The sequence below is a fragment of the Planotetraspora thailandica genome (assembly GCF_016863335.1).
GTDB lineage: Bacteria > Actinomycetota > Actinomycetes > Streptosporangiales > Streptosporangiaceae > Planotetraspora > Planotetraspora thailandica.
In genome coordinates this window covers 1-20722 of record NZ_BOOR01000012.1, presented here as the reverse complement: position 1 = coordinate 20722, position 20722 = coordinate 1, and the positions used below count along the sequence as shown (strand labels likewise).

The 20722-nt window shown below is 69.7% G+C and carries 21 protein-coding genes and 1 pseudogene; 9 read left to right on the top strand and 13 right to left on the bottom strand.

Features of this window, described 5'->3' with window-relative positions; all coding sequences use genetic code 11:
- The first annotated feature begins 42 nt into the window (after nucleotides 1-42).
- Nucleotides 43-897, top strand: coding sequence for a homocysteine S-methyltransferase (gene mmuM, locus Pth03_RS11010; RefSeq protein WP_203944091.1), 855 nt, complete (start codon nucleotides 43-45; stop codon nucleotides 895-897).
- A 69-nt stretch (nucleotides 898-966) separates the two neighbouring features.
- Here the strand turns inward: mmuM and Pth03_RS11005 are convergent, their stop codons facing one another.
- A complete protein-coding gene (locus Pth03_RS11005; protein WP_203944090.1) occupies nucleotides 967-1656 on the bottom strand; it encodes a TetR/AcrR family transcriptional regulator in 690 nt (229 codons plus the stop codon).
- A 149-nt stretch (nucleotides 1657-1805) separates the two neighbouring features.
- Here Pth03_RS11005 and Pth03_RS11000 point away from each other — a divergent pair, with 149 nt between their 5' ends.
- Complete coding sequence (locus tag Pth03_RS11000; RefSeq protein ID WP_203944089.1) at nucleotides 1806-2651, top strand: SDR family NAD(P)-dependent oxidoreductase; 846 nt, start codon at nucleotides 1806-1808, stop codon at nucleotides 2649-2651.
- Between the two features lie 138 nt (nucleotides 2652-2789).
- Here the strand turns inward: Pth03_RS11000 and Pth03_RS10995 are convergent, their stop codons facing one another.
- Complete coding sequence (locus tag Pth03_RS10995) at nucleotides 2790-4328, bottom strand: MDR family MFS transporter (protein ID WP_203944088.1); 1539 nt, start codon at nucleotides 4326-4328, stop codon at nucleotides 2790-2792.
- Between the two features lie 107 nt (nucleotides 4329-4435).
- Entirely contained in the window at nucleotides 4436-4813 is a 378-nt protein-coding gene (locus Pth03_RS10990; protein WP_203944087.1) for a winged helix-turn-helix transcriptional regulator, read from the bottom strand.
- A 119-nt stretch (nucleotides 4814-4932) separates the two neighbouring features.
- Between Pth03_RS10990 and Pth03_RS10985 the strand changes: the two genes are divergently transcribed.
- Both Pth03_RS10985 and Pth03_RS10980 read left to right on the top strand, forming a co-directional pair.
- Nucleotides 4933-5445 carry a cupin domain-containing protein gene (locus tag Pth03_RS10985; protein ID WP_203944086.1) on the top strand — a complete coding sequence of 171 codons (513 nt, stop codon included), beginning with the start codon at nucleotides 4933-4935 and terminating at the stop codon, nucleotides 5443-5445.
- 406 nt (nucleotides 5446-5851) lie between these two features.
- A complete protein-coding gene (locus Pth03_RS10980; protein ID WP_203944085.1) occupies nucleotides 5852-6628 on the top strand; it encodes a hypothetical protein in 777 nt (258 codons plus the stop codon).
- A gap of 83 nt (nucleotides 6629-6711) precedes the next feature.
- Here Pth03_RS10980 and Pth03_RS10975 read toward each other — a convergent pair whose 3' ends face one another.
- Nucleotides 6712-7410: a lysophospholipid acyltransferase family protein gene (locus tag Pth03_RS10975; RefSeq protein ID WP_203944084.1), complete on the bottom strand. Its 699-nt coding sequence runs from the start codon at nucleotides 7408-7410 to the stop codon at nucleotides 6712-6714.
- Nucleotides 7411-7534: 124 nt separating this feature from the next.
- Between Pth03_RS10975 and Pth03_RS10970 the strand changes: the two genes are divergently transcribed.
- Together Pth03_RS10970 and Pth03_RS10965 are read left to right on the top strand one after the other, a co-directional pair.
- Nucleotides 7535-8299, top strand: a complete 765-nt coding sequence (locus tag Pth03_RS10970; RefSeq protein ID WP_203944083.1) for an alpha/beta hydrolase — start codon at nucleotides 7535-7537, stop codon at nucleotides 8297-8299.
- Nucleotides 8300-8311: 12 nt separating this feature from the next.
- Nucleotides 8312-8773, top strand: coding sequence for a hypothetical protein (locus tag Pth03_RS10965; RefSeq protein WP_203944082.1), 462 nt, complete (start codon nucleotides 8312-8314; stop codon nucleotides 8771-8773).
- 117 nt (nucleotides 8774-8890) lie between these two features.
- Here the strand turns inward: Pth03_RS10965 and Pth03_RS10960 are convergent, their stop codons facing one another.
- From Pth03_RS10960 to Pth03_RS10930, 7 genes are all read right to left on the bottom strand, one after another.
- Complete coding sequence (locus tag Pth03_RS10960) at nucleotides 8891-10075, bottom strand: hypothetical protein (RefSeq protein ID WP_203944081.1); 1185 nt, start codon at nucleotides 10073-10075, stop codon at nucleotides 8891-8893.
- Between the two features lie 113 nt (nucleotides 10076-10188).
- Nucleotides 10189-10950: an endonuclease/exonuclease/phosphatase family protein gene (locus tag Pth03_RS10955; RefSeq protein ID WP_239118928.1), complete on the bottom strand. Its 762-nt coding sequence runs from the start codon at nucleotides 10948-10950 to the stop codon at nucleotides 10189-10191.
- A 42-nt stretch (nucleotides 10951-10992) separates the two neighbouring features.
- A complete protein-coding gene (locus tag Pth03_RS10950) occupies nucleotides 10993-11934 on the bottom strand; it encodes an ROK family glucokinase (protein WP_203944080.1) in 942 nt (313 codons plus the stop codon).
- A gap of 137 nt (nucleotides 11935-12071) precedes the next feature.
- On the bottom strand, nucleotides 12072-12575 hold the full coding sequence (locus Pth03_RS10945; protein WP_203944079.1) for a hypothetical protein: 504 nt from the start codon (nucleotides 12573-12575) through the stop codon (nucleotides 12072-12074).
- Entirely contained in the window at nucleotides 12572-13732 is a 1161-nt protein-coding gene (locus Pth03_RS10940; protein WP_203944078.1) for an ArsA family ATPase, read from the bottom strand. The genes Pth03_RS10945 and Pth03_RS10940 overlap by 4 nt, the downstream gene beginning before the upstream one ends.
- A complete protein-coding gene (locus Pth03_RS10935; RefSeq protein ID WP_203944077.1) occupies nucleotides 13729-14166 on the bottom strand; it encodes an SRPBCC family protein in 438 nt (145 codons plus the stop codon). The genes Pth03_RS10940 and Pth03_RS10935 overlap by 4 nt, the downstream gene beginning before the upstream one ends.
- Nucleotides 14167-14180: 14 nt before the next feature.
- Nucleotides 14181-14948 (bottom strand): metallophosphoesterase family protein, encoded by a 768-nt coding sequence (locus tag Pth03_RS10930; RefSeq protein ID WP_203944076.1) that lies wholly within the window; start codon nucleotides 14946-14948, stop codon nucleotides 14181-14183.
- 253 nt (nucleotides 14949-15201) lie between these two features.
- On the opposite strand from Pth03_RS10930, the gene Pth03_RS10925 reads away from it, so the two are divergent.
- Entirely contained in the window at nucleotides 15202-16986 is a 1785-nt protein-coding gene (locus Pth03_RS10925) for an AMP-dependent synthetase/ligase (RefSeq protein ID WP_203944075.1), read from the top strand.
- Nucleotides 16987-17031: 45 nt separating this feature from the next.
- Here the strand turns inward: Pth03_RS10925 and Pth03_RS10920 are convergent, their stop codons facing one another.
- On the bottom strand, nucleotides 17032-18171 hold the full coding sequence (locus tag Pth03_RS10920) for a glycosyltransferase family 4 protein (protein WP_203944074.1): 1140 nt from the start codon (nucleotides 18169-18171) through the stop codon (nucleotides 17032-17034).
- 227 nt (nucleotides 18172-18398) lie between these two features.
- Nucleotides 18399-19265 carry a hypothetical protein gene (locus tag Pth03_RS10915; RefSeq protein ID WP_203944073.1) on the bottom strand — a complete coding sequence of 289 codons (867 nt, stop codon included), beginning with the start codon at nucleotides 19263-19265 and terminating at the stop codon, nucleotides 18399-18401.
- Nucleotides 19266-19369: 104 nt separating this feature from the next.
- On the opposite strand from Pth03_RS10915, the gene Pth03_RS10910 reads away from it, so the two are divergent.
- Nucleotides 19370-20302 carry a LysR family transcriptional regulator gene (locus tag Pth03_RS10910; RefSeq protein ID WP_373318524.1) on the top strand — a complete coding sequence of 311 codons (933 nt, stop codon included), beginning with the start codon at nucleotides 19370-19372 and terminating at the stop codon, nucleotides 20300-20302.
- Between the two features lie 108 nt (nucleotides 20303-20410).
- Nucleotides 20411-20722, top strand: a pseudogene (locus tag Pth03_RS10905) (NAD-dependent formate dehydrogenase); the annotation flags it as partial.

Below are 20722 nucleotides of genomic sequence, written 5' to 3'. Positions count from 1 at the left end.
GCCGTCTAAGCCCCATGTGCCGACAACGCATACAGTTATTGGATGAGTTCCCTGGTTCTCGACGGTGGTCTCGCTACGCATCTGGAGGCGCTCGGCTGCGACCTGAGCGACGAACTGTGGTCGGCGAAGCTGCTCTTGGAAGACCCTGACGTCATCCGCCGGGCCCATCTCGACTATTTCGAGGCGGGCGCCGACGTCGCCACCACCGCCAGTTACCAGGCGAGCATCCCGGGATTCGTCCACCGCGGGCTCACGACGGCCAAGGCCGCCGACCTCATCAGGTTGTCCGTCACGCTTGCCGTACAGGCGAGAGACACGGCGGGGCACGGCGTGGTCGCCGCCAGCGTCGGCCCATATGGGGCATACCTGGCCAACGGCGCCGAGTACACCGGAGATTACGACCTCGACTACGACGGCCTTGTCGGCTGGCACCGGGAACGTTTCGAGATCCTTGCCACAGCAGGCGCCGACCTCCTGGCCTGCGAGACCATCCCCTCCTTCGAGGAGGCCGCGGCCCTGGCGACGTTGCTCCGCGAATCGCCGTCTGTACGCGCGTGGGTGTGCTTCTCCTGCCGCGACGGAGAGCACATCAACGACGGAACACCCTTCAAGGAGTCCGCGGCCCTGTTCGACGATCTTCCCAACGTGGTCGGCGTCGGCGTGAACTGCACCGCGCCGCGGTACATCCCCGACCTGATCGGCCATGGGGCGACCGTCGTCTACCCCAACTCGGGCGAGAAGTGGGACGCGGCGGCACAACGCTGGTCCGGACTGGCCGACCCCGTCGAATTTGGCCAGGCCGCCGCTCAATGGCAGACGCTGGGAGCCACCTCTATCGGCGGCTGCTGCCGGACGACGCCCGACCACATCCGCGAGATCAAGTCACGGCTTTCCTGAGCCGGAGGCTTCCGTACTGCGCAAGCCGGCCGAAGCGCCCGCCGGTCCCGCACCAGGCCGACCCCAGGCTCAGCCGGCCTCGCTCGCGTGGGCTGCCAGGGCGAGTGCGCCGGCGATCAGTGTGGTGAGCATGTTCTCGAGGGTCGGGGTGAACGGCATGCGGTGTTTCGCCAGTTCGGGGTCGGCGTCGTAGGCCGCGAGCATGCCGGCGGAGGGCCGGGCGTGGGTCCAGACGGCTCCGGTGGCCATGATGATCTGGGCGCACAGCCGGTCGGCGGCCTCGCCGAGTTCGGGTAGCTGGATGCGGGTCAGCTCGGCGAGAGCGGCGACGTTGGCGAAGGCAGCCTTCTTGTAGCGGCTGGCGACGTCGGCGGAGACGTTGTGTTCCAGTACGCCTGCTTGGGCGCTCAGCAGGTCGCACAGTTGTGGCTGCCGGGCGAGGGTGCGGGTCAGTATGGCCGCGAGTTCGGTGCCGCGGTGCTGCGCCGGCCGTGTCACGTCGATGTCGGCCGCGAGTTGTTCAGCGACTTCGGTGTTCCACTGCTTCCAGGCGCGGTCGAGCAGTTCGAGCAGGACCGCCTCGCGGGATTCGAAGTAGCGCAGGATGGCGGACTTCGCCAGTCGGCTGCGGCGGCTCAGCTCGTTGAGTGTGATGTCGTTGACCGGCATCTGACTGAGCATCTGGGCGGCGGTGTCCAGGATCGCACGCCGACGGATCTCCCTGTTCTCTTCGTTGCGGGCGCGCTGGAACGTCGTCATGCCCCACATCCTAAGGGACCGACGGTCTATTGACACGGGACCGGCAGTCTCTTAAATTGAGGGGCCATAAGAGACCTCCGGTACACAAACTGCGCCGGGTTTGGCGCGGGCCGAAGGCTTCATCGACTCCTCACCAAAAGGCGAAAGACATGTCGAAAATCTGGTTCGTCACTGGCAGCTCCCGCGGCCTGGGGCGCGCGACAGTCGAGACGGCGCTGGCCCGCGGTGGCCAGGTGGTCGCCACCGCCCGCAAGCCCGAGCAGCTCGACGACCTCGTGGCCCGGTACGGCGACCGGGTGCTGCCGGTTGGGCTGGACGTCACCAGCGACGACGACGTGCGGCGAGCCGTGAAGGCCGGCCTGGACGCGTTCGGGCGCTACGACGTCGTGGTCAACAACGCCGGCTACGGCGACCTCGCCGCCGTCGAGGACGTGACGCTGCAGGACTTCCAGGCACAGATGGACACCAACTTCTACGGCGTCGTCCATGTCACCAAGGCCGTGCTGCCCATCCTTCGCGAGCAGGGTTCCGGGCACATCTTCCAGGTCTCCTCGCTTGGCGGCAGGATCGGCTCCACCGGCCTGGCCGCCTACCAGAGCGCCAAGTGGGCCGTCGGCGGCTTCTCCACCGTCCTCGCCCAGGAGATCGCACCGCTGGGCGTCAAGGTCACCGTCCTGGAGCCGGGTGCGATGCGCACCGACTGGGCTGGTTCGTCGATGACCATCCCGCCGATCAGCGAGCCCTACCAGCAGACCGTCGGCGTCTTCGCCGACATGCTCCGCATGCTCCGAAACGCGGACCCCGAGGCTGCACGGGCGAACTCCGCCGACCCCGCCCGGATCGCCGCCATCATCGCTGACCTCGCCGACCGCGATGATGCGCCGCTGCGAATCCTGCTCGGCCCCGATGCGGTGCAGTACTGGGACGTCGCCTCCCAGGCCCTCGCCGAGTCCGACGCGAAGTGGCGCTCGGTCTCCGAGTCCGCTTGGTCCTGATCGCCACGGCGCCGAGACCGGTGCCTGCCGCGAACGCCGACTCATCACCACGGACGGGCCCAGCGCCCGGCAGCGCCGGGTCCGCGAGACAACGGCAAGTCACCCAGGCAGCCGCCCGGCCATACTCGTAACCGAAGGTCAGCCCGCCATTGCGGAGGGCGTGTCTCCGCGAGTCCCCAGCGGGATCTCCTTGAGGAAGAACGCGACCACGAGCGCGAACGCCACGAACGGGATGCTTGCCAGGAACACGTCGTCGATGGCGCTGGTGAACGCCGCGAGCACGTGATCCTTGACCTGAGGCGGCAACTGCTGGATTGCCTGGACGTTGTTGGCGTCCACTCCCCCGGACGGCACCCGGCCGCCGAACTGCTGGGCGAGGTGGTGCTCGAGCCGGGTGTTGAGCACCGCACCCATGATCGCGGTGCCGATGGCCGCGCCCATCATCCGGAAGAACGTGGTCGAGCTGGTGGCCGTGCCGATGTCCGCCCTGCCGACGGCGTTCTGTACCGCGGTGACGATCGTCTGCATGGTGAACCCGAGTCCCGCTCCGAAGAGGTAGGCGTAGATCGCGACCTGCCAGTACGGAGAGTCCACCCGGATGGTGGCCAGCAGCCCCAGCGCCACGACGAGGACGACCGCACCGGCGATGGGGAAGATCTTGTAACGGCCGGTCTTGGACATCAGCTGCCCAGAGGTGATCGACGTGGAGAAGATGCCCACGACGGCGGGCAGCAGCGCGAGGCCGGACACGGTCGGCGACATGCCCTGCACGGCCTGCAGGTAGACGGGCAGGAAGATCAGCCCGCCGAACATCGCGAGGCCGGCGAGAAACGAGTAGGCGTTGCCCACGGTGAAGATCGCGTTGCGGAACAGGCGCATCGGGATGATCGGCTCGTGGGCACGCAGCTCGACGAACACGAACAGGGCGGCGAAGGCCACGAAGCCGGCGAGCAGGGCGAGCGAACCGGCCGCGGTCCAGCCGAACTCGCTGCCCGCCCAGTCGAGGTAGAGCAGCAGGCAGGAGACGCCCGCGACGATCAGGGAGGCGCCGAGGTAGTCGATCCGGTGCGAGCGCTTGACCAACGGGATCTTCAGGGCCATCGACGTCACGATCAGGGAGACCACGCCGACGGGCAGGTTGATCCAGAAGATCCACCGCCAGCCGGGGCCGTCGGTGAAGAAGCCCCCGAGCAGCGGGCCCGCGACGCTGGAGGTGCCGAAGACCGCGCCGAAGTAGCCCTGGTAGCGGCCGCGTTCCCGGGGCGGGATGACGTCGCCGATGATGCTGAAGGCCAGCGCCATGAGCCCGCCACCGCCCAGGCCCTGGATGGCGCGGAACGCGATGAGCTGCCCGATGTTCTGGCTCAGCCCCGCCAGGACCGAGCCGACCAGGAAGATCCCGATGGCGGCCTGGAAGATCACCCGCCTGCCGTACAGGTCGGAGACCTTGCCCCAGAGGGGGGTCGCGGCGGTCGAGGTGAGGAGGTAGGCCGTCACCACCCACGACAACTTGTCGAGGCCGCCGAGCTCGCTGACGATGCGGGGCAGGGCGGTGCCGACGATGCTCTGATCGAGCGCGGCGAGCAGCATGCCGGCCGCCACGCCGGAGAGCACGATCATGATCTGCCGGTGCGGAAGGTAGCCGGAATCGACCTGCTGTTCCTCGCGAACGCTCATTGATCATCCGTTCTGGGGGATCGAGGGCAACGTGGCCACGCTACCCCTTATCCCTGACGGATTTCGTTAGGGCCACCGCCATGCGGCCGGTCGCCGGACGCCGGGCGTCAGCCGTTGGTGGTCTTGTATGCCGCGCGGGCGGCGTGGACTGCTTCGAGGTTCTTGTCGGTCCAGTTCACGACGGTGTGGACGATGCCGAACAACTCCCGCCCCGCTCGAGTGAGGCCGTACTCGACCTGCGGCGGGACGGTGGGATGCACGGTCCGAGTGACCAGACCGTCGGACTCCAGTCCGCGAAGGGTGACGGTCAGCATGCGGGGAGTGATGGGCGCCTCCAGCCGGAGCAACTCGTTGAAGCGCCGCGGACCGGAGTCGAGCCGGGCCATCACTTGGGGCGCCCACTTCTCGCCCACCCGCGACAGGATGCCCCGGACCTCCTCGCAGGAGGACTCCACGTCCGCAGCCGGCTCGGCGCTTTCCGCCATATCGCTTCCCTTCTAGGTACTAACGCACAGAAAACTGCATTCTTGCGGGCGTATCGGGAGGTCGGCAGCCTAGTCCTGGCCCCCCAAACCACCTTCAGCACGACAACAAGGAGGTTGGCGTGAGCCTTCCCTTCCAGCCTTCCGACGACCCCCGGTACACCACTCGTGGCGCACTCCATGTGCCTTCCGGACAAGGCCCGACCGTGTGGACCGTCGGCGACGTCTACACGATCAAGGCGACCGGAGCGCAGACGAACGGCGGCCTGGGCCTCATCGAGGCCACCGTCCCGGCGGGCGGGGGACCGCAGCCGCACTCCCACCCGAGGGACGAGTCCTTCTACATGCTCGACGGCGAGCTGGAGTTCTTGGACGGCGACCACCGGTTCACCGCCGTCGCGGGTGACTTCATTCACATTCCGGGGGGCATCCGCCACTGCTTCCTGAACAAGCGCAATCACGCGGCGAGGATGCTTTTCATGTTCACCCCGGCTGGGCCCGAGCAGGTCATCGCCGACTACGCGATGCCCGCCAGGGACGGCGAGACGCCGCCGCCACCGGACGACGCGCAGATCGCCCGGTTCGAGACGATGATCAGGCTGGCCGAGGTCGTCAACCTCCCCGACCCCGCCTGACGAGAACGCTTGACCTTCGGCGACGCCCGGCGGGCTTCGGGGGTCACGTTTTCATCGAGTACGGCCCCGCTGTCGAACCAGGCGGGCACCCATGAGTAGCGGGGCGGTAGAGCCCCAGCCCGTCCGCTCGCGGCAGGCCCCAGAGCCCTGACGAGACGTCGCCGGACGATTTCTGTCGTGATACTCCGCGCGCTTTAGCCGGAGACGCCCGTTCGGCGAATTCCCACGGCGGCCGTGGTCACGGTCTCCGTGCCGAATCAGAAACCAACACATTTCGCGCAAATCGCGTGCATTAAATTAAGGAGAAAAAATGAAACACGTACATTCTTCGCACCGGGTGCAGCCGACCACCTCGTCTTCGTGGAAACTCCGGCTGGCCGTTACGACCATGACGTTCAGTGCAGTGATGACAAGTGGCCTCGGTGGCGTCGCCTTTGCCGACTCTGTTCCGGCAGAGCCGGGCCAGGCCGCTGCTTCCGGCGCTCCGGTCCCTTCCGCGCCTGTCGCCAAGGCGGATGACCAACCGCACATCGACCGCGTCGTCGTCAACGGCGGCAAGGACATCGTCGTCGGAACCGAAGACTCGACCTTCACCATGTCGATCACTGTCACCGACCCGAGCGGCGCCTTCGATGGCCCCGTCAGTGCCTACCTGGAGCACGGGACGTGGCAGGGCGAAGGCGGAGTCATCGGCGGCATCAGCACCAGACACGTCTGCGAATACCCCAACGCCACCACTATGACCTGCGATTTCACCAATCCGCTTTACATTCAGGGCCACCTGCGCAACGCCATGGCCGGTGGCCCTTGGAAGGCACAGGTGACCGCCGCAGGTCTCTTTCAGGGCGTGGCCGTCCTCACGCAGGTGAAGCGTGAGGGCAAGCTGAAGGCCGGTGTCTCCGGCGGGAAGGGCAAGATCCGTGCCACGGGCGAACTCACCCGTGCCGACTGGGACGACAGCACGTACGGCGGCTACGCCGGCCAAAACGTGCAGCTGCAGTTCCGCAGGGCCGGTACGCCCACCTACTCCACGGTGAAGTCGATCAAGACCGGCCGTACCGGCCGTCTGAGCACCTCCGTGGAGGCCTCGGCCGACGGTTACTGGCGCTGGTACTTCCCTGGCGACTCCACCACAGGCGCGGCCACGACGACCGACGTCTACGTCGACGTCCGTAGGGGCTGACGCGGCATCGTTTTCACGCCGGGCGCTGGGCATCCCCCGTGGGTGTCCGGCGCCCTGCCGCCTGGCGAACTTCGAAACAGGCCCTAGGAGGCTTCCCGTGCGGCCCGGGCCAGCTCGACTTTGGCGCTCGCCGCGTACTTGTCCACGTATTCCTGGCCGGACAGCTCCATGAGGGCGTACATGATCTCGTCGGTGACCGCGCGGAGGACGAGGCGGTCGTTCTCCATCCCGTAGTAGCGGGAGAAGTCGAGGGGCTTGCCGTACCGGACACCGGGGCGGATTCCCAGCTTGGGCAGCGGATGGCCGGGCGGCATCATCTCGAACGTGTTGACCATCGCCCAGGGGATGACGGGAGCGCGCGACTCCAGCGCCAGGCGGGCGACACCGGTCTTGCCCTTGTACAGCCGGCCGTCCGGCGAGCGGGTGCCCTCGGGGTAGATGCCGAGCACCTGCTGCTCCTTCAGGATGCGCAGACCGGTGCGCAGCGCCGCCTCGCTGGCCTTGCCGCCAGAACGGTCGATCGGGACGGTGCCGACACCGGAGAAGAAAGCTCGGCTGAACATGCCCTTGATGCCGCGGCCGGTGAAGTATTCGGCCTTGCCGAGGGAGATGACCTTACGCCCCAGCGGCAGCGCCCCGAAGAAGTGGTCGGCGAAGGACAGGTGGTTGCCCGCCAGAATGACCGGCCCCTCCTTGGGCACGTTGTCGACGCCCTCGGCCCACGGGCGGAACACGAAATGGAGGATCGGCCAGAGGACGGCCTTCAACACCCAATAGAACACTCAGGCACCTCCACGATCGCATGTGAAGTCATCTTCGCACGCGCCGCCCTCTCGCACTAACGACGCCTTACGTGCGACTATCGGGCGAAAAGAGCCGGATTGGCCCTGCGACGCGGAGGTTTCCATGCCAGTGATGCCAGGCGCGGAGCCGTACCACCACGACGGCGGGGCGGTCGGCGTCCTGCTGTGCCATGGATTCACCGGATCCCCGCAGGCTCTACGCCCGTGGGCGGAATATCTGGCGCGGGCCGGAGTGACGGTCGCGCTGCCGCGGCTTCCGGGTCACGGCACGACGTGGCAGGAGATGAACCGGACACGGTGGGAGGACTGGTACGCATCGCTGGACAAGGCGCTCGCGGACCTGCGCGGGCACTGTTCCGAGGTGTTCGTCATGGGGCTCTCGCTGGGCGGCTGCATGGCGTTGCGGCTGGCGGAGATCCACGGCGACGGCGTGCGGGGCGTGGTCGTGGTCAACCCGTCCATCGTCAACGACACGCCGTTGCTCCGGCTCGCCCCCGCCCTGAAGTGGATGTTGCCCTCGGTTCCGGGCGTTGTGGGCGACATCAAGCGGGAGGGGATGGCCGAGGTCGGCTATTCGCGCACGCCCGTACGGGCGGCCTCGACGCTGCCGAAGCTCTGGAAACTCGTCCAGTCGGATCTCGACAAGATCACCCAGCCGGTGCTGGTATTCCACAGCCGCGATGACCATGTGGTCAAACCGGCGAGTGTGGCGTTCCTGCGGGCGAGGATGGGGGACAACCTTGAGACGAGGGAACTCGTGAACAGTTATCACGTCGCCACCCTCGACAACGACGCAGGCTCGATCTTCGAGGGTAGCCTCGACTTCATCCGCTCCCACGCCTCTGTACCCTTGACGAAGGATCTGTGACCAGGGATCGAAGTGACGCCCCAAAGTGACGAGGACGAGGTCTGGCGTCAGATCGTCGCCTCCTTCAACGAGACAGCCGAGGACCCCTCGGCCGATCAGCCATGGCCTGACCGGGAGAACGTCCCGGCAGAGGCCGTCGAGCAGGACGGGGGCGACGCCCTCACCCGGGTGGACGAGGACGCGGGCGACGACGCCGACGGCGCCTCCGGCCAGGACCCGGACGACGAGGGACACTACGTGCCCCCGCCGCCTCCTCCGCTCCCCCGCGGCGACGCCGTCAGCAGGCTCTCGTGGCTGGCGCTGTTCGGCGGCCCCGCCTACCTGTTACTCGCCGCCGTGCTCCACTGGCCCATGGAGGGCTGGGTGGTGTTCCTGGCCGTGGCGGCGTTCATCGCCGGCTTCGTCACGCTGGTCGTCCGCATGGGAGACGGCCCGCCCCCCGACTCCGGCTGGGACGACGGCGCCGTCCTCTGAAGGGTCGGCCCAGGCGGCACCGGCGCACGACGACTCCTCAGCCGGCGCCGCCCTGCACGCCACTCTTTAGCCGGCACCGGCGGGAACGACTCCCCGCGGCACCGCCCGGACGGCTTTTCAGCCGGACGAGGCGGCCGCGGAATCCTTCGCGGCCGGAGGCCCGAACCGCTCGACGACGTCGGTGTAGTGCTCGTCGGCGTCGACCACGTTGCCGACGGCCACGGTCAGGTCCGCCACGCGGGTGACGCCCTGCAGCCGCACGATCCTGTCCCCCGAGGCCATGTGGCCGCGCATCGTCGTCCACGTGGAGCCGTGCCTGCGCAACACGAACCCTTCGGACGGGTGACTCGGGTCGTATCCCGACACCCAGTAGGTGCCGTCGCCGTTCCCTGACACGCCGTAGAGCTCAGCCCGGTGTTGCGGCGGGTCCTGCCGGGACCAGCGCTTGCCGTCCCATTCGAACACCAGGGGCGCGATCTTGCCGTTGCCCTGGTAGACGCCTCCGACCGCCATCGCGTGTTTGCGGTCGCCGGCGTAGACGTCCCTCAGGAAGCCTCCCTTGACCGCAGGCAGCCGCACGCTCTTCCACCCGGTGCCCGTCAGCCGCATGATCAGCGGCTGCGACCCGGTGTCGCCCACCGCCCATCCGTCTGACTTGCCGGTGATCGTCACGCCGTAGAGGACGCCGTCGGGGCCTTGCGCCGTGGTCCACACCGTGCCCTTGGTCGGGCCGGACGTGACCGCCATGAACGTCTTGTCGTTCCTGTTGCCGACCGCGACGACCCTGCCCGTCGCGGCGGCCACGCCGCCCAGCCAGTCGCCCGAGCGCAGTTGCGGCACGTTGACGCGGTCGAACCCGTCCACCGAGCCCTTGGCGATGTACGGCAGGCCGTCGTGGCCTTCGCCGACGGTCCAGACCTCTCTGGGAGCGGCGACGGCCACCGAACGCAGGTGGGCCGCGCCTGAGGCGTCGCCCCGGATCCCCACCTCGGACCACGAGGAGCCGTTCCAGTGGGTGATCACGCCGCGGTTCATCCAGACGTCCCAGACGCTCTGCTGACCCACGGCCCAAAGGTCGTCGGCCGCCGTCCCGGCGATGTCGGACAACGAGCCGTCGGGCTGCAACCTGGCCGACGACGCGTTCTGGGCGACCTCGGTCTGAGGCGTCCCCCGGCCCGCCTCATGGCGGCCCGGGTCCGTGCGCGCGTGGGCCACCGATGTGGCGTGCAGGAAGGAACCCGCGATGAGCACGACGAGCAGCACACACACCGGCACCGCACGCCGTACCAGGCGGCGGGTCATGAACAGATCGTACGGGGATCGGGGAGCGCACCGCGCAACAGGTCATGCTTCCGCACTCGAAGCGATGCCCTGTCGCGACCTGTACGGAATACGGAGACCAGCAGTGTTTGGCGCTACATGCGTGCGATGTCGGCGAAAACGGGGAGATGGTCGGTCGCCCGGCGAAGGTCCTCCGCGGGGGCCGCCGGCACGCCGTAGCCGAGCACCGTCAGCCCGGCGTCCGCGAAGATCGCGTCGAGGCGCGCGGCCGGCCGCCACGCCGGAAAGGTGTGGTCTCCCGCCGAGGGCCCGACCGCCGGAGACCCGCCGTCGGCAGCCAGATACCCGCCACCGGCCGCCGGATGCGGCTCGTAGCGCCCCGATCGGGGCATGCAGTCGGGGTACCGGTCGTCCAGAAGCCTCCATGCCGGCCCGCCCGGCGTCTCGTTGACGTCGCCGGCTAGGACGGCGGGCGCCCCGGACGCCGCGGCAACGCCGTCCAGGATCCGCACGATCTGTGCGGCGTGGCGGAGTCTCGCCGCGGCCACGAGATCGAGATGGGCCGAGGCGACCGCGATCCGCTCGCCGTCCTTGTCGACCACGGCCACGGCCATGGCCCGCCATTCCAGGCCGGGGATCCATCGCAGCATGTGCCCCCGCGCGTGGAGGATCCGCACGCCCGGGCCGGTGAGGACCGCCACCCCGCCGGCCCTGTTCCCCGCGGCGACCAGCATGCCGGCGTCGCGGGCCAGCAGCCGCCGCTTGCGGCGCCACGAGGAGAAGCGGGGGGCCTCCTGCAGGCACAAGACGTCGGGCCGCATCGCCCGGATGACGCGGATCAGCGCGTCGCGGTCGTCGCGTAACGAGCGCACGTTGTAGGTCGCGACCCTCAGCACCTCAGGCGACGACCTCCGAATCGTTCACAGCCCGGCCGCCGCTCAGCGCGACCTGGCCAGGTCGGCGGCGCCGACGAGCCCCGCCGACGGGCCGAGCTCGGCCACCCGGATCTCCGCGAGGGGACGGTGGCCGCGGCCGGTCACCCGTTCGGCGTAGCCCGCGCGGACCTTGTCCACGAAGAGGTCGGCGGCGCCGGAGACGCCTCCGCCGATGATGAAGCATCCCGGGTCGAGGATCGCGGCGAGGTCGGCGAACCCCTGGGCCAGCCAGCCGGCGATCCAGTCGAACGCCTCCAGGGCGGCGGGATCGCCGTGCCGGGCCCCGGCGGTGACGTGCTCGCCCCGCAGGTCGTCGAGGGAGTCCACCAGGCCGAGCATGTGCGCCGCGGAGGACGGGTCGGCCGACGCCCGCTCCCTGGCATGCCGGAGCAGGGCGTTTCCACTGGCGTACTTCTCCCAGCAGCCCTGGTTGCCGCATCCGCACGGCACGCCGCCGGGGATCGTCTGCGTGTGGCCGAGCTCGGCGCCCATGCCCCACCGGCCGCGGTAGAGCGCGCCGTCGAAGACGATTCCGCCGCCGATGCCGGTGCCCACGGTCACGCAGACGACGTGGGTCTCCCCGCGGCCCGCTCCGAAGCGGTATTCGCCCCAGGCCATGGCGTTCGCGTCGTTCTCGACCACCACCGGCAGGCCGACCAGCTCGCTGACCTTCTCGCGCAGCGGCTCCTCACGCCAGGCGAGGTTGGGCGCGAACCTGACGACCGACCGGGTCTCGTCCACGAACCCGGCGGCGCCCACGCCGACCGCCTCGACGTCGAGCCCGGCGGCCAGCTCCGACACCGAGTCGGCGATGGTGACGGCCACCTTCTCCGGGTTGTCGGCAGGTGTCTGCCGCAGAGTGCGCGCGACGATCCGCCCGTCGCCGTCCACCACCCCTGAAGCGATTTTCGTTCCGCCTACGTCAACGCCGATGGTGAGCGCCATGGTGTCTTCCTCCCGACCTGGAGCCGCGCGATCGTGCCGCGGGCCGCACGGGCTCGGGTGAGACCGTACGGCACGCGCCAAGCGGCCGGAACGCGACCAGGGCCGTCGCCCGGGTCCAATTGATCAGGCTGATCAAATCAGCCGAGATCGATGTGTTCCACTCGGGGTTCATCCCGCCGCGCACCGGACGATCCCGGCGACTCCGCCGAACCCGATCCGCCGGACGCGCCCGAAGGTCCGGACGAGCCCGGCGACGCCGAGCGCTGGAAGGCGTCGAACGCCTGCCTCATCGCGGCGAACAGCTCTCCCCCGGCCGCGATCAGGTGATCGGCGACGTCGCCGCCCGACTCCTTCCGCGCGGCGATGACCCGGCACACCGGGCACGCCCGGCAGATGTAGCCGTCGTCGTGCCCGCCCGCGACCGCCTCACTCCAGACGTCGTCGTTGTCGCGGCGGCCGCCGCGCCCTCCGAAGGAGATACCGAGACCGTCGGCACCGCCCTTCAGCATGCCCTTGCCGAGTTCGCGGCCCACGCGCTGCTGGAGCGCGTCGAACAGCTTCATCGCCTCTTCCGCGGCCGAGCCGAGCGGGTCCTGCCTGCGGGAGCCGGATCCGCCGTTCTCCTTGTCGTGCTCTGTCATTTCGCCCCTCCTGCCTCGAACCGTACCCGGAGGAAGCCGTCGCGGAGCGCCGCCGACGCGACGTCCCTGCGGGCCAAGGCGATCGGCAGCGCGATCACCCTGCGGTGGGGACCCGCCGTCACGATCAGCTCGTCGCCCTTGCGGGCCAGATCCACGTCCGACTTGTCCGCGAGGGGCAGCGCCAGCACCAGTTCGTCGGCTGACAGGCGCAGCGGCGGCTCGACGTCCGGCCGGGCGAACGGGTCGGCGTCGCCATACAACGTCTCGGCCACCTCGGCGAGGGCGGCGGGCCCGACCGGCTCGGCCGGGAGGTACGGCACGAGGCGGACCGGGAGCGGGGCGAACGATTCGTGGACTTCGGCGAGCTGCCTGGCCTGGGCCTCCACCCATCCCTTCCGCCATTCGTCGGCGCCTTCCGCGGGGAAGACCCGGTTGGCGATCACCGCGTCGACGCGGTAGCCGTACAGGCTGAGGGAGGTCAGCGTGCGGCGGGCCTCGGCGACCACGACCGCCTCGGGCGTCAAGACCAGCCGGACGGAGGCGAGGTCGCCGGTCAGCAGCTCGCGGATCTCCAGCAGGGCGCGGTGCAGCCGCTCCCCCGCGGAGACGACCTCGGCCCCCGGGGCGCTCACCCTGGCGACGTGCCGGACGACCGGCGAGATCGCCCGCAGCACGCGCCTGCCGACGGGAAGCAGGCGGCTGACGTGCCAGTCGAACGCCTCGGGCAGGGCGAGCAGCCGCAGCGTCTCCGCGGTGGGCGCGCAGTCGACCACGATGACGTCCCACGTGCCGGTGCGGGCCTGCTCGCGCAGCTCGAGCAGCGCGAGGATCTCCTCGGCGCCCGGCAGGACGGTGATCTCCTCGGAGGTGATCTCGTCGAGGCCGAGCTCGCCGAACAGGTTCCTGATGTAGTCGCGCAGCTCTCCCCAGTGGCGTTCGAGCGACTTCTGGGTGTCGACCTGCTGCAGGAAGAGGCCCGGCGCGGCCTCCACCGGCTGCTCCGAGGCGGTGGCGGCCAGGGCGTCGGCCAGGGAGTGGGCGGTGTCGGTGGAGACGACCAGGGTCTTGAGCCCGCGCTTCGCGGCGAGGGTGGCGGTCGCCGCCGCCGCGGTGGTCTTGCCGACGCCTCCCTTGCCCGTGAAGAGCAGGACCCTCATCGGCCCTCGACGCGCCGCTTGAGCCCGTTGAGCGCCGTATCGATGAGGATCTTCTCGCCCTTGCGCTTGATCATGCCGATCATCGGGACCTTGAGGTCCACGGCGAGCTCGTAGGTCACGTCGGTGCCGTCGGCGGCGTCCTCCAGCCGGTAGCTTCCGGTCAGGCCCGAGACCATCCGGCCCGCGTCGGCGATCTCCCAGCTGACGACCGAGTCGCCGGCCCAGTCGTAGGCCAGGACATAGTCGTCGCTGATCACGCCGGCGTCGACGACGAAGCGGACCTTGGCCGGCTTCGCGTCCTCGCCGACCTCCAGGACCTCGACCTTCTTGATCTGGCCGGCCCACTCGGGATAGGCGGGGAAGTCGGCGATCACTGCCATGATCGTGGCCTTGTCCGCGCGGATGGTGACACTCGATGTGGTCCGATCAGCCATGGGCTAACCGTACTTCACCATTCCAGGGCGAAAGGCGTGCCGCGGCCGCGGAAGTGGCCGACGTTGACGCACTCGGTCCTGCCGATGCGCGTCCTGCTCGCCAGGGGCTGGTGGACGTGCCCGAACAGGGCGTATCTCGGCTGCGTCATCCTGATCGCCTCCAGCGTGGCCTCGCTGCCCCGCTCGAACCGCCGTGCCACGACGTCGTACAGCAGCTCGGGAACGGCCGGCGGGATGTGGCAGCACAGCACGTCGACCCGGCCGACCGCCTCGACCTTGCGCGCGAACTCCTCGTCGTCGATCTCGTACGGCGTGCGGTAGCGGGTGCGCAGGCCGCCGCCGACGAAACCGAAGGTGAGGCCGCCGATCTCCGCCGTCGTGCCGTCGAGCACCTGGTGGCCGGGGCGCAGGTAGTCGTTCCACAGCGGCGGCAGGTCGACGTTCCCGTAGGTCAGGTAGGCGGGCTCGGGCATCGCCGCGAAGATCTGCTCGTACTGCCGCCGTACCGCCGACTCGATGTGGTCGCGGGGGTCTCCGCCGAGTTCCGCCCACAGCAGGGCCGACATCGCCCTGGCCGCCTCGAAGCGTCCCGCCGCGCGCAGGCCGATGAACTCGGTGGCCTTCTCAGGGCCGAACAGGTCGGGGAAGATCCCCTGCGAGTGATCGCTGTAGTCGACGAAGAGGATGAGATCGCCGAGGCAGACGAGTGCGTCCGCACCGTCTCCCGCACGGGCCAGCGCGTCGGCCCTGCCGTGAACGTCGCTGACCACGTGTACGCGCATGCGGGCCATCGTAATCCGCCACGTTCGGTGAACAATCGCTTGGCCGAGATTCGCGTCGTCCCCTGCCCACATGGGGACACTGATAGCGTGCGCTCAATCACGGACAGCGCTTGCATGACGGATCTGCCGATGTCTGACCCCGTATACCTACCGCTGCCTGACGTGGCCCGGTAACGTCCGGTGAGATCTCGGGCCGGCCCCGGGACTGGTGGGTGCCTCTGAACATGGACGAACGTTTATTGGAGGAGTGACCGTGCGCGAGTACAGCGTTCCCGTGCTGGTGGACGTGCCCCTATCCGCCAACTGCACCGACGTGGTGTTCCAGCGTGCGGCCGACGCGCCGTCCACCGTCGTGATCCGGCGCAAGGAGGGCGAGGCGCCCGGCGCCCCCTGGAATCCGGTCACTGCCGCCGAGTTCCGCAACGACGTCGCCGGCGTGGCCAAGGGTCTGATCGCAGCGGGCGTGGAGCCGGGTGACCGGGTCGCCATCATGTCGCGCACGCGGTACGAGTGGACCGTCGTCGACTACGCCATCTGGGCGGCCGGCGCCGTCGGAGTGCCGGTCTACGAGACCTCCTCCGTCGACCAGGTGAAGTGGATCCTGACCGACAGCGGCGCGAAGGCGGCCGTCGTCGAATCCGAGTCCCACGAGGAGGCCGTGCGCGAGGCCGTCCCCGCGCTCTCCCTGATCTGGCGCATCGACGGCGGCGGCCTGGCCGCGCTCACCTCGCTCGGGTCCGAGGTGTCCGACGACGTCCTCGCCGAGCGCCGGTCTATCAGGGGCGGCCACGACCTCGCCACGATCATCTACACCTCCGGCACCACGGGCATGCCGAAGGGCTGCCGGCTCACCCACGACAACCTGGTATTCACCGCCCGCAACATCTACCTCGGGCCGCTGGAGCGGCTCTTCGACGTCGACGACAGGGCGGCGCTGCTGTTCCTGCCGCTGGCGCACAGCCTCGCCCGGATCATCGAGGTCGTCCTCATCGAGACGGGCACCGTGCTCGCCCACACGCCCAACATGAAGAACGTCGCCCCCGACCTGCAGGCGTTCAAGCCGACGTTCCTGCTCGGCGTGCCCCGCGTGTTCGAGAAGGTGTACAACGGCGCGGAGCAGAAGGCCGTGTCCGAGGGCAAAGGCAAGATCTTCCACGCCGCGGTGAACACCGCCATCGCGTGGAGCAGGGCGGAAAGCTCCGGTGGCGCCGGGCTCGGCGTGCGGCTCAAGCACGCGGTATTCGACAAACTCGTGTACAGCAAGCTCCGCGCCGCCACCGGCGGCAATCTGAGGACCTCCGTCTCCGGCGGGTCGGCGCTCGGCGAGCGGCTCGGCCATTTCTTCCGCGGCGTCGGGATCGAGGTGCTGGAGGGCTGGGGCCTCACCGAGACCAGCGCACCGTCCACCGTCAACATGCCGGGCGCCAACAAGATCGGAACCGTCGGCAAGCCCTTCCCCGGCGTGAGCATCCGCATCGCCGAGGACGGCGAGATCCTCGTCAAGGGCCGTCACGTCTTCGACGGTTACTGGAACAACGAGCGCGCCACCAAGGAGGCCGTCGACCCCGACGGCTGGTTCCACACCGGCGACGTCGGCGAACTGGACGCCGACGGCTACCTGAGCATCACCGGCCGCAAGAAGGAGATCATCGTCACCGCGGGCGGCAAGAACGTCGCGCCGGCCCCGCTCGAGGACGCGATCCGGGCGCACCGGCTGATCAGCCAGGTCATGGTGGTAGGCGACGACAAGCCGTTCATCGGGGCGCTCATCACGCTCGACCCCGAGGCCGTGGAGCAGTGGAGGCAGTCGAACGGGAAGGCGGAGGTCTCCCACACCGACCCCGCACTGCTCGCCGAGGTGCAGAGCGCGGTGGACGTCGCCAACCGCATGGTCTCCCACGCGGAGCAGATCAAGAAGTTCGTCATCCTCGACACCGACCTGACCGAGGAGAGCGGCCACCTGACGCCGTCGCTGAAGGTCAAGCGCGCCCTCGTGATGCGCGACTTCGCCAAGCAGCTCGACGAGCTGTACGGCTGAGGCGGGCGTCACCGGCTCCGCCAAAGCCGCCTCAGTGTCTGCGTCTCAGTGTCTGGGGGAATCCGGGACGGCGGTGCCGGTGAGGATCCGCTCGAACCTGTCCGCGACCCTGTCCCATCCCCACTGCTCCTCGATCCACGCTCTGCCGCGCTTGCCCATCGCGCGGGCCGCGGCCGGGTCGGACAGCAGCTCGACCAGCGCCTCGGCGATCCGCTCGGGCGAGGTGCCGTCGACGATCAGGCCGGTCTCGCCCTGCCGTACGGCGTCGGGGGCGCCCCCGGACGACCCGGCGACGACAGGGAGGCCGGTCGCGGAGGCCTCCAGATAGACGATGCCGAGACCTTCGATGTCGAGACCGGCCAGCCGGGTGCGGCAGGGCATGGCGAACACGTCACCCGCGTCGTAGTGGGCGGGCAGGTCGGCCCACGGCACCGGCCCGGAGAACACGACCGACCCCCGGGCGACGAGTCCGGCGGCGGCCCGCTGCAGCGCGGTGCGGGAGGGCCCTCCGCCGACGAGCAACAGGGCCGCGTCGGGGAGTCGCCGCAGCACGAGGGGCCAGGCCCGGATCAGCATGTCCTGGCCCTTTCGCGGCACGAGCCTCGACACGCACACGACCACCGGCCTGTCCTCGATCCCGAGCGACTTCCGTACGTCCGCGCCTCCCGCCCCCGGGCGGAAGGCCGAGACGTCGACCCCCGGCGCGAGCCGGGTGAGCTTGGATTCCGGGATCACGGACGCGAGGCTGCGGCGGGTGTAGTCGCCCAGGTAGGTCACCACGTCGGCGCCCTCCCCGATGCGGCGCAGCAGGTCGCGGGCGACGGGCAGGCGCGCCCACCCCGCCTCGTGCCCGTGGGTGAGCATCACGACCCGGCCGGCGCCGGCCGCCCGCAGGCGGGGGGCGAGCAGCCCGAGCGGGGCGGCCGCGCCGAAGACCACGGTGTCGCACCCGTCCGCGAGCTCCGCCGCACGCCTCGCGACGGCGGGCGTGGGCAGCATGAGGGTGCCGGAATGCCTGACCACCTCGTACGGCTGCCGCTCGTCGAAGGCCTCGGAACCCTTCCACCGGGGGGCGTAGACGATCACGGAGTCCGGAGGCCGCCGGGAGGCCAGCCCGTGGACGAACGCCTGGATGCCTCCCGCCCGAGGAGGAAAGTCGTTGGTGACGATCAGCGCCCTCCCCATGCCCACCCGCCCTTTCGCCCGATCATCCACACCTTCCCGAGATACCCCATCGATCATCCCCTCCCCCTTTGCGCGTGATCATGCAGAAGTTCGGCGATATTCCCGCTGACCAGGCACAACTCCCATCGTGATCATGCAGAAGTTCGGCGATGTTCCCGCTGACCAGGGAGAACGCTCGGCGTGATCATGCACGGGCGTGGGCCGGCACGTCGGTGAGGAACCCGGCGTCACGACGCGGCCGCCGGCGTGAGCAGCCGGGTGACGTACTCCAGCCACGCATCGGTCAGACCGGGCACGGTCATGCCGAGTGTGCTCCGCAGAGCCCTCGGCACGCCCGTGCGCCCCGCCTCGCGGTAGAAGGCGACCAGCCGCCGCTCCCCGAAACGTTGGGCGATGTACCGGCAGGCCAGCCACGCCTCCTCGTACGCCTGCGGAAGACGCGTCGATCCGGCCTGGAAGTCGGCGTCCGGCGGCAACCGCGCCGGGGCGGCCCCCGCGCGCATGTCCCGGCTCAGTTCGGCCGCGACGGTCGCCACCGGAAGCCCGCTGTGGAGGTAGCCGACGTAGTCGGCGAAGCCCTCCCGCAGCCACGCCGGCATCCCCGGGTCGCCCGCCGCATCGGTCGCCACGTGGGTCAGCTCGTGCGTCAGCACGACCTGGCGTCCGGTCGGGGTCAGCCGGGCGAACCCCGCAGGGTCGATGACGACCCGATCCGCCCCCGCGAACGCCGCAAAGCCCTCCACGCGCGCGGGCGCGACGAGCTCGGCGGCCTGTTCGCCGGTCGCGGGCACCAGGATGACCGCGTCGGCCGGCCGTCCCCACACCGCGGCGACCGTACGGCCGGCCTGCTCGGCGAGCGCCGTGATCTCGCGGACCAGAGCGGAGGGGGCGCCGATGACGACGACGTGCGTGCCCCGCGCCACGGAGGCCTGGGTCCACATGGCGGGATGCTCCCGCGCGATCGAGCGGGCCAGCGGCAGCAGCGGGTCGGGCGGCGCGGCGGACGCAGGACCGGCCAGGGCGAGCGCGGCGAGCACGACCGAAAGGACGGCCACCGGCGCGGGTCTCACCTCCCACCGGCCGACTGCACGCATGCGGAGCATCGTATTGGGCGAACCCTGAGCGCTCACGGAGACCGGCCCCTCCGAAGGGAGGACATCACTCTGGACGGGAGCGCTCATTCGCGACATCCTGTGGCGTGCTGTTGCGCCAGTTGGAATATCTGGTCGCCCTCGCCCGGGAGCGCCACTTCGCCCGCGCCGCCGCGGCCTGCCACGTATCCCAGCCGTCCTTGTCCGCTGCCATCAGCAAACTCGAGCGCGAGCTCGGCGTTCCTCTTGTACGGCGCGGGCAGCGTTTCGCCGGGCTCACACCGGAAGGCGAACGCGTGCTGCTCTGGGCGCATCGCATCCTCGCCGAGTGCGACGCGCTGCGGCACGACCTGTCCACGATGCGCGAGAGCCTGTCGGGCACGCTGCGGATGGGCGCGATCCCGACGGCGCTGACGGCGGCGTCGCTGATCACCACGCCGTTCTGCGAGCGCCATCCGCACGCCCGGGTCTCGCTGACGTCGTTGTCGTCCCGTGAGATCAACCGCCAGCTGGCCGAGTTCGAGATCGACGTGGCGATGACCTACCTCGACGACGAGGAGCTCGGAGGGGTGCGGGCCAGCCCGCTCTACGAGGAGCGTTATCTGCTACTCACCCCCGACGACAGCCCGCTGGCCGGCCGCGACGTCGTGCGCTGGGCGGAGGTCGCCGCGCTCCCCCTGTGCCTGCTCGCCCCCGAGATGCGCAACAGGCGCCTGCTCGACGCCGCGTTCCGTGCCGCGGGTGCCGTCGCCGTCCCCGCCATCGAGACCGACACCGTCTCGGCGTTGTACGCCCACGTCGCCACGCACCGCTGGTCGAGTGTGATCGCGCATGCCTGGCTCTACATGTTCGGCGTGCCCGACGGCATGCGGGTCGTCCGGATGGAACGGCCCGCCGTGGCGCCGCGGGTGGGGCTCGTCGTCGCCGACCGCGAACCCGAGCCGGTGCTGGCGCGGGCGCTGCTCGACGTGGCCCGCGGCCTGGATCTGCGCGACGTCCTCGACCGGCTGTTGGGCGACCACCTCGTACCCATGGCGTAGCGATAGAGGTTTTCTATGCCGTAATAGAAATTTTCGCTTTGACGTGCGAATACGCGCGCACGGAGGGTAGAGATGTCAGCCGCCGTCTCTCAACGAGGAGCCGACATCATGGCGAAAGTGCTGTGCGTCCTGTACGACGACCCGGTCGACGGTTACCCCTCGACGTACGCCCGGGACGATCTGCCCGTCATCGACCACTACCCCGGCGGCCAGACGCTGCCGACGCCGAAGGCCGTCGACTTCGCCCCCGGGCACCTGCTTGGCAGCGTGTCCGGCGAGCTCGGGCTGCGCCGCTTCCTTGAGGAGCGCGGGCACACGCTGGTCGTCACCTCCGACAAGGAGGGCCCCGGCTCGGTCTTCGATCGTGAACTGCCCGACGCGGACGTGGTGATCTCCCAGCCGTTCTGGCCTGCATACCTG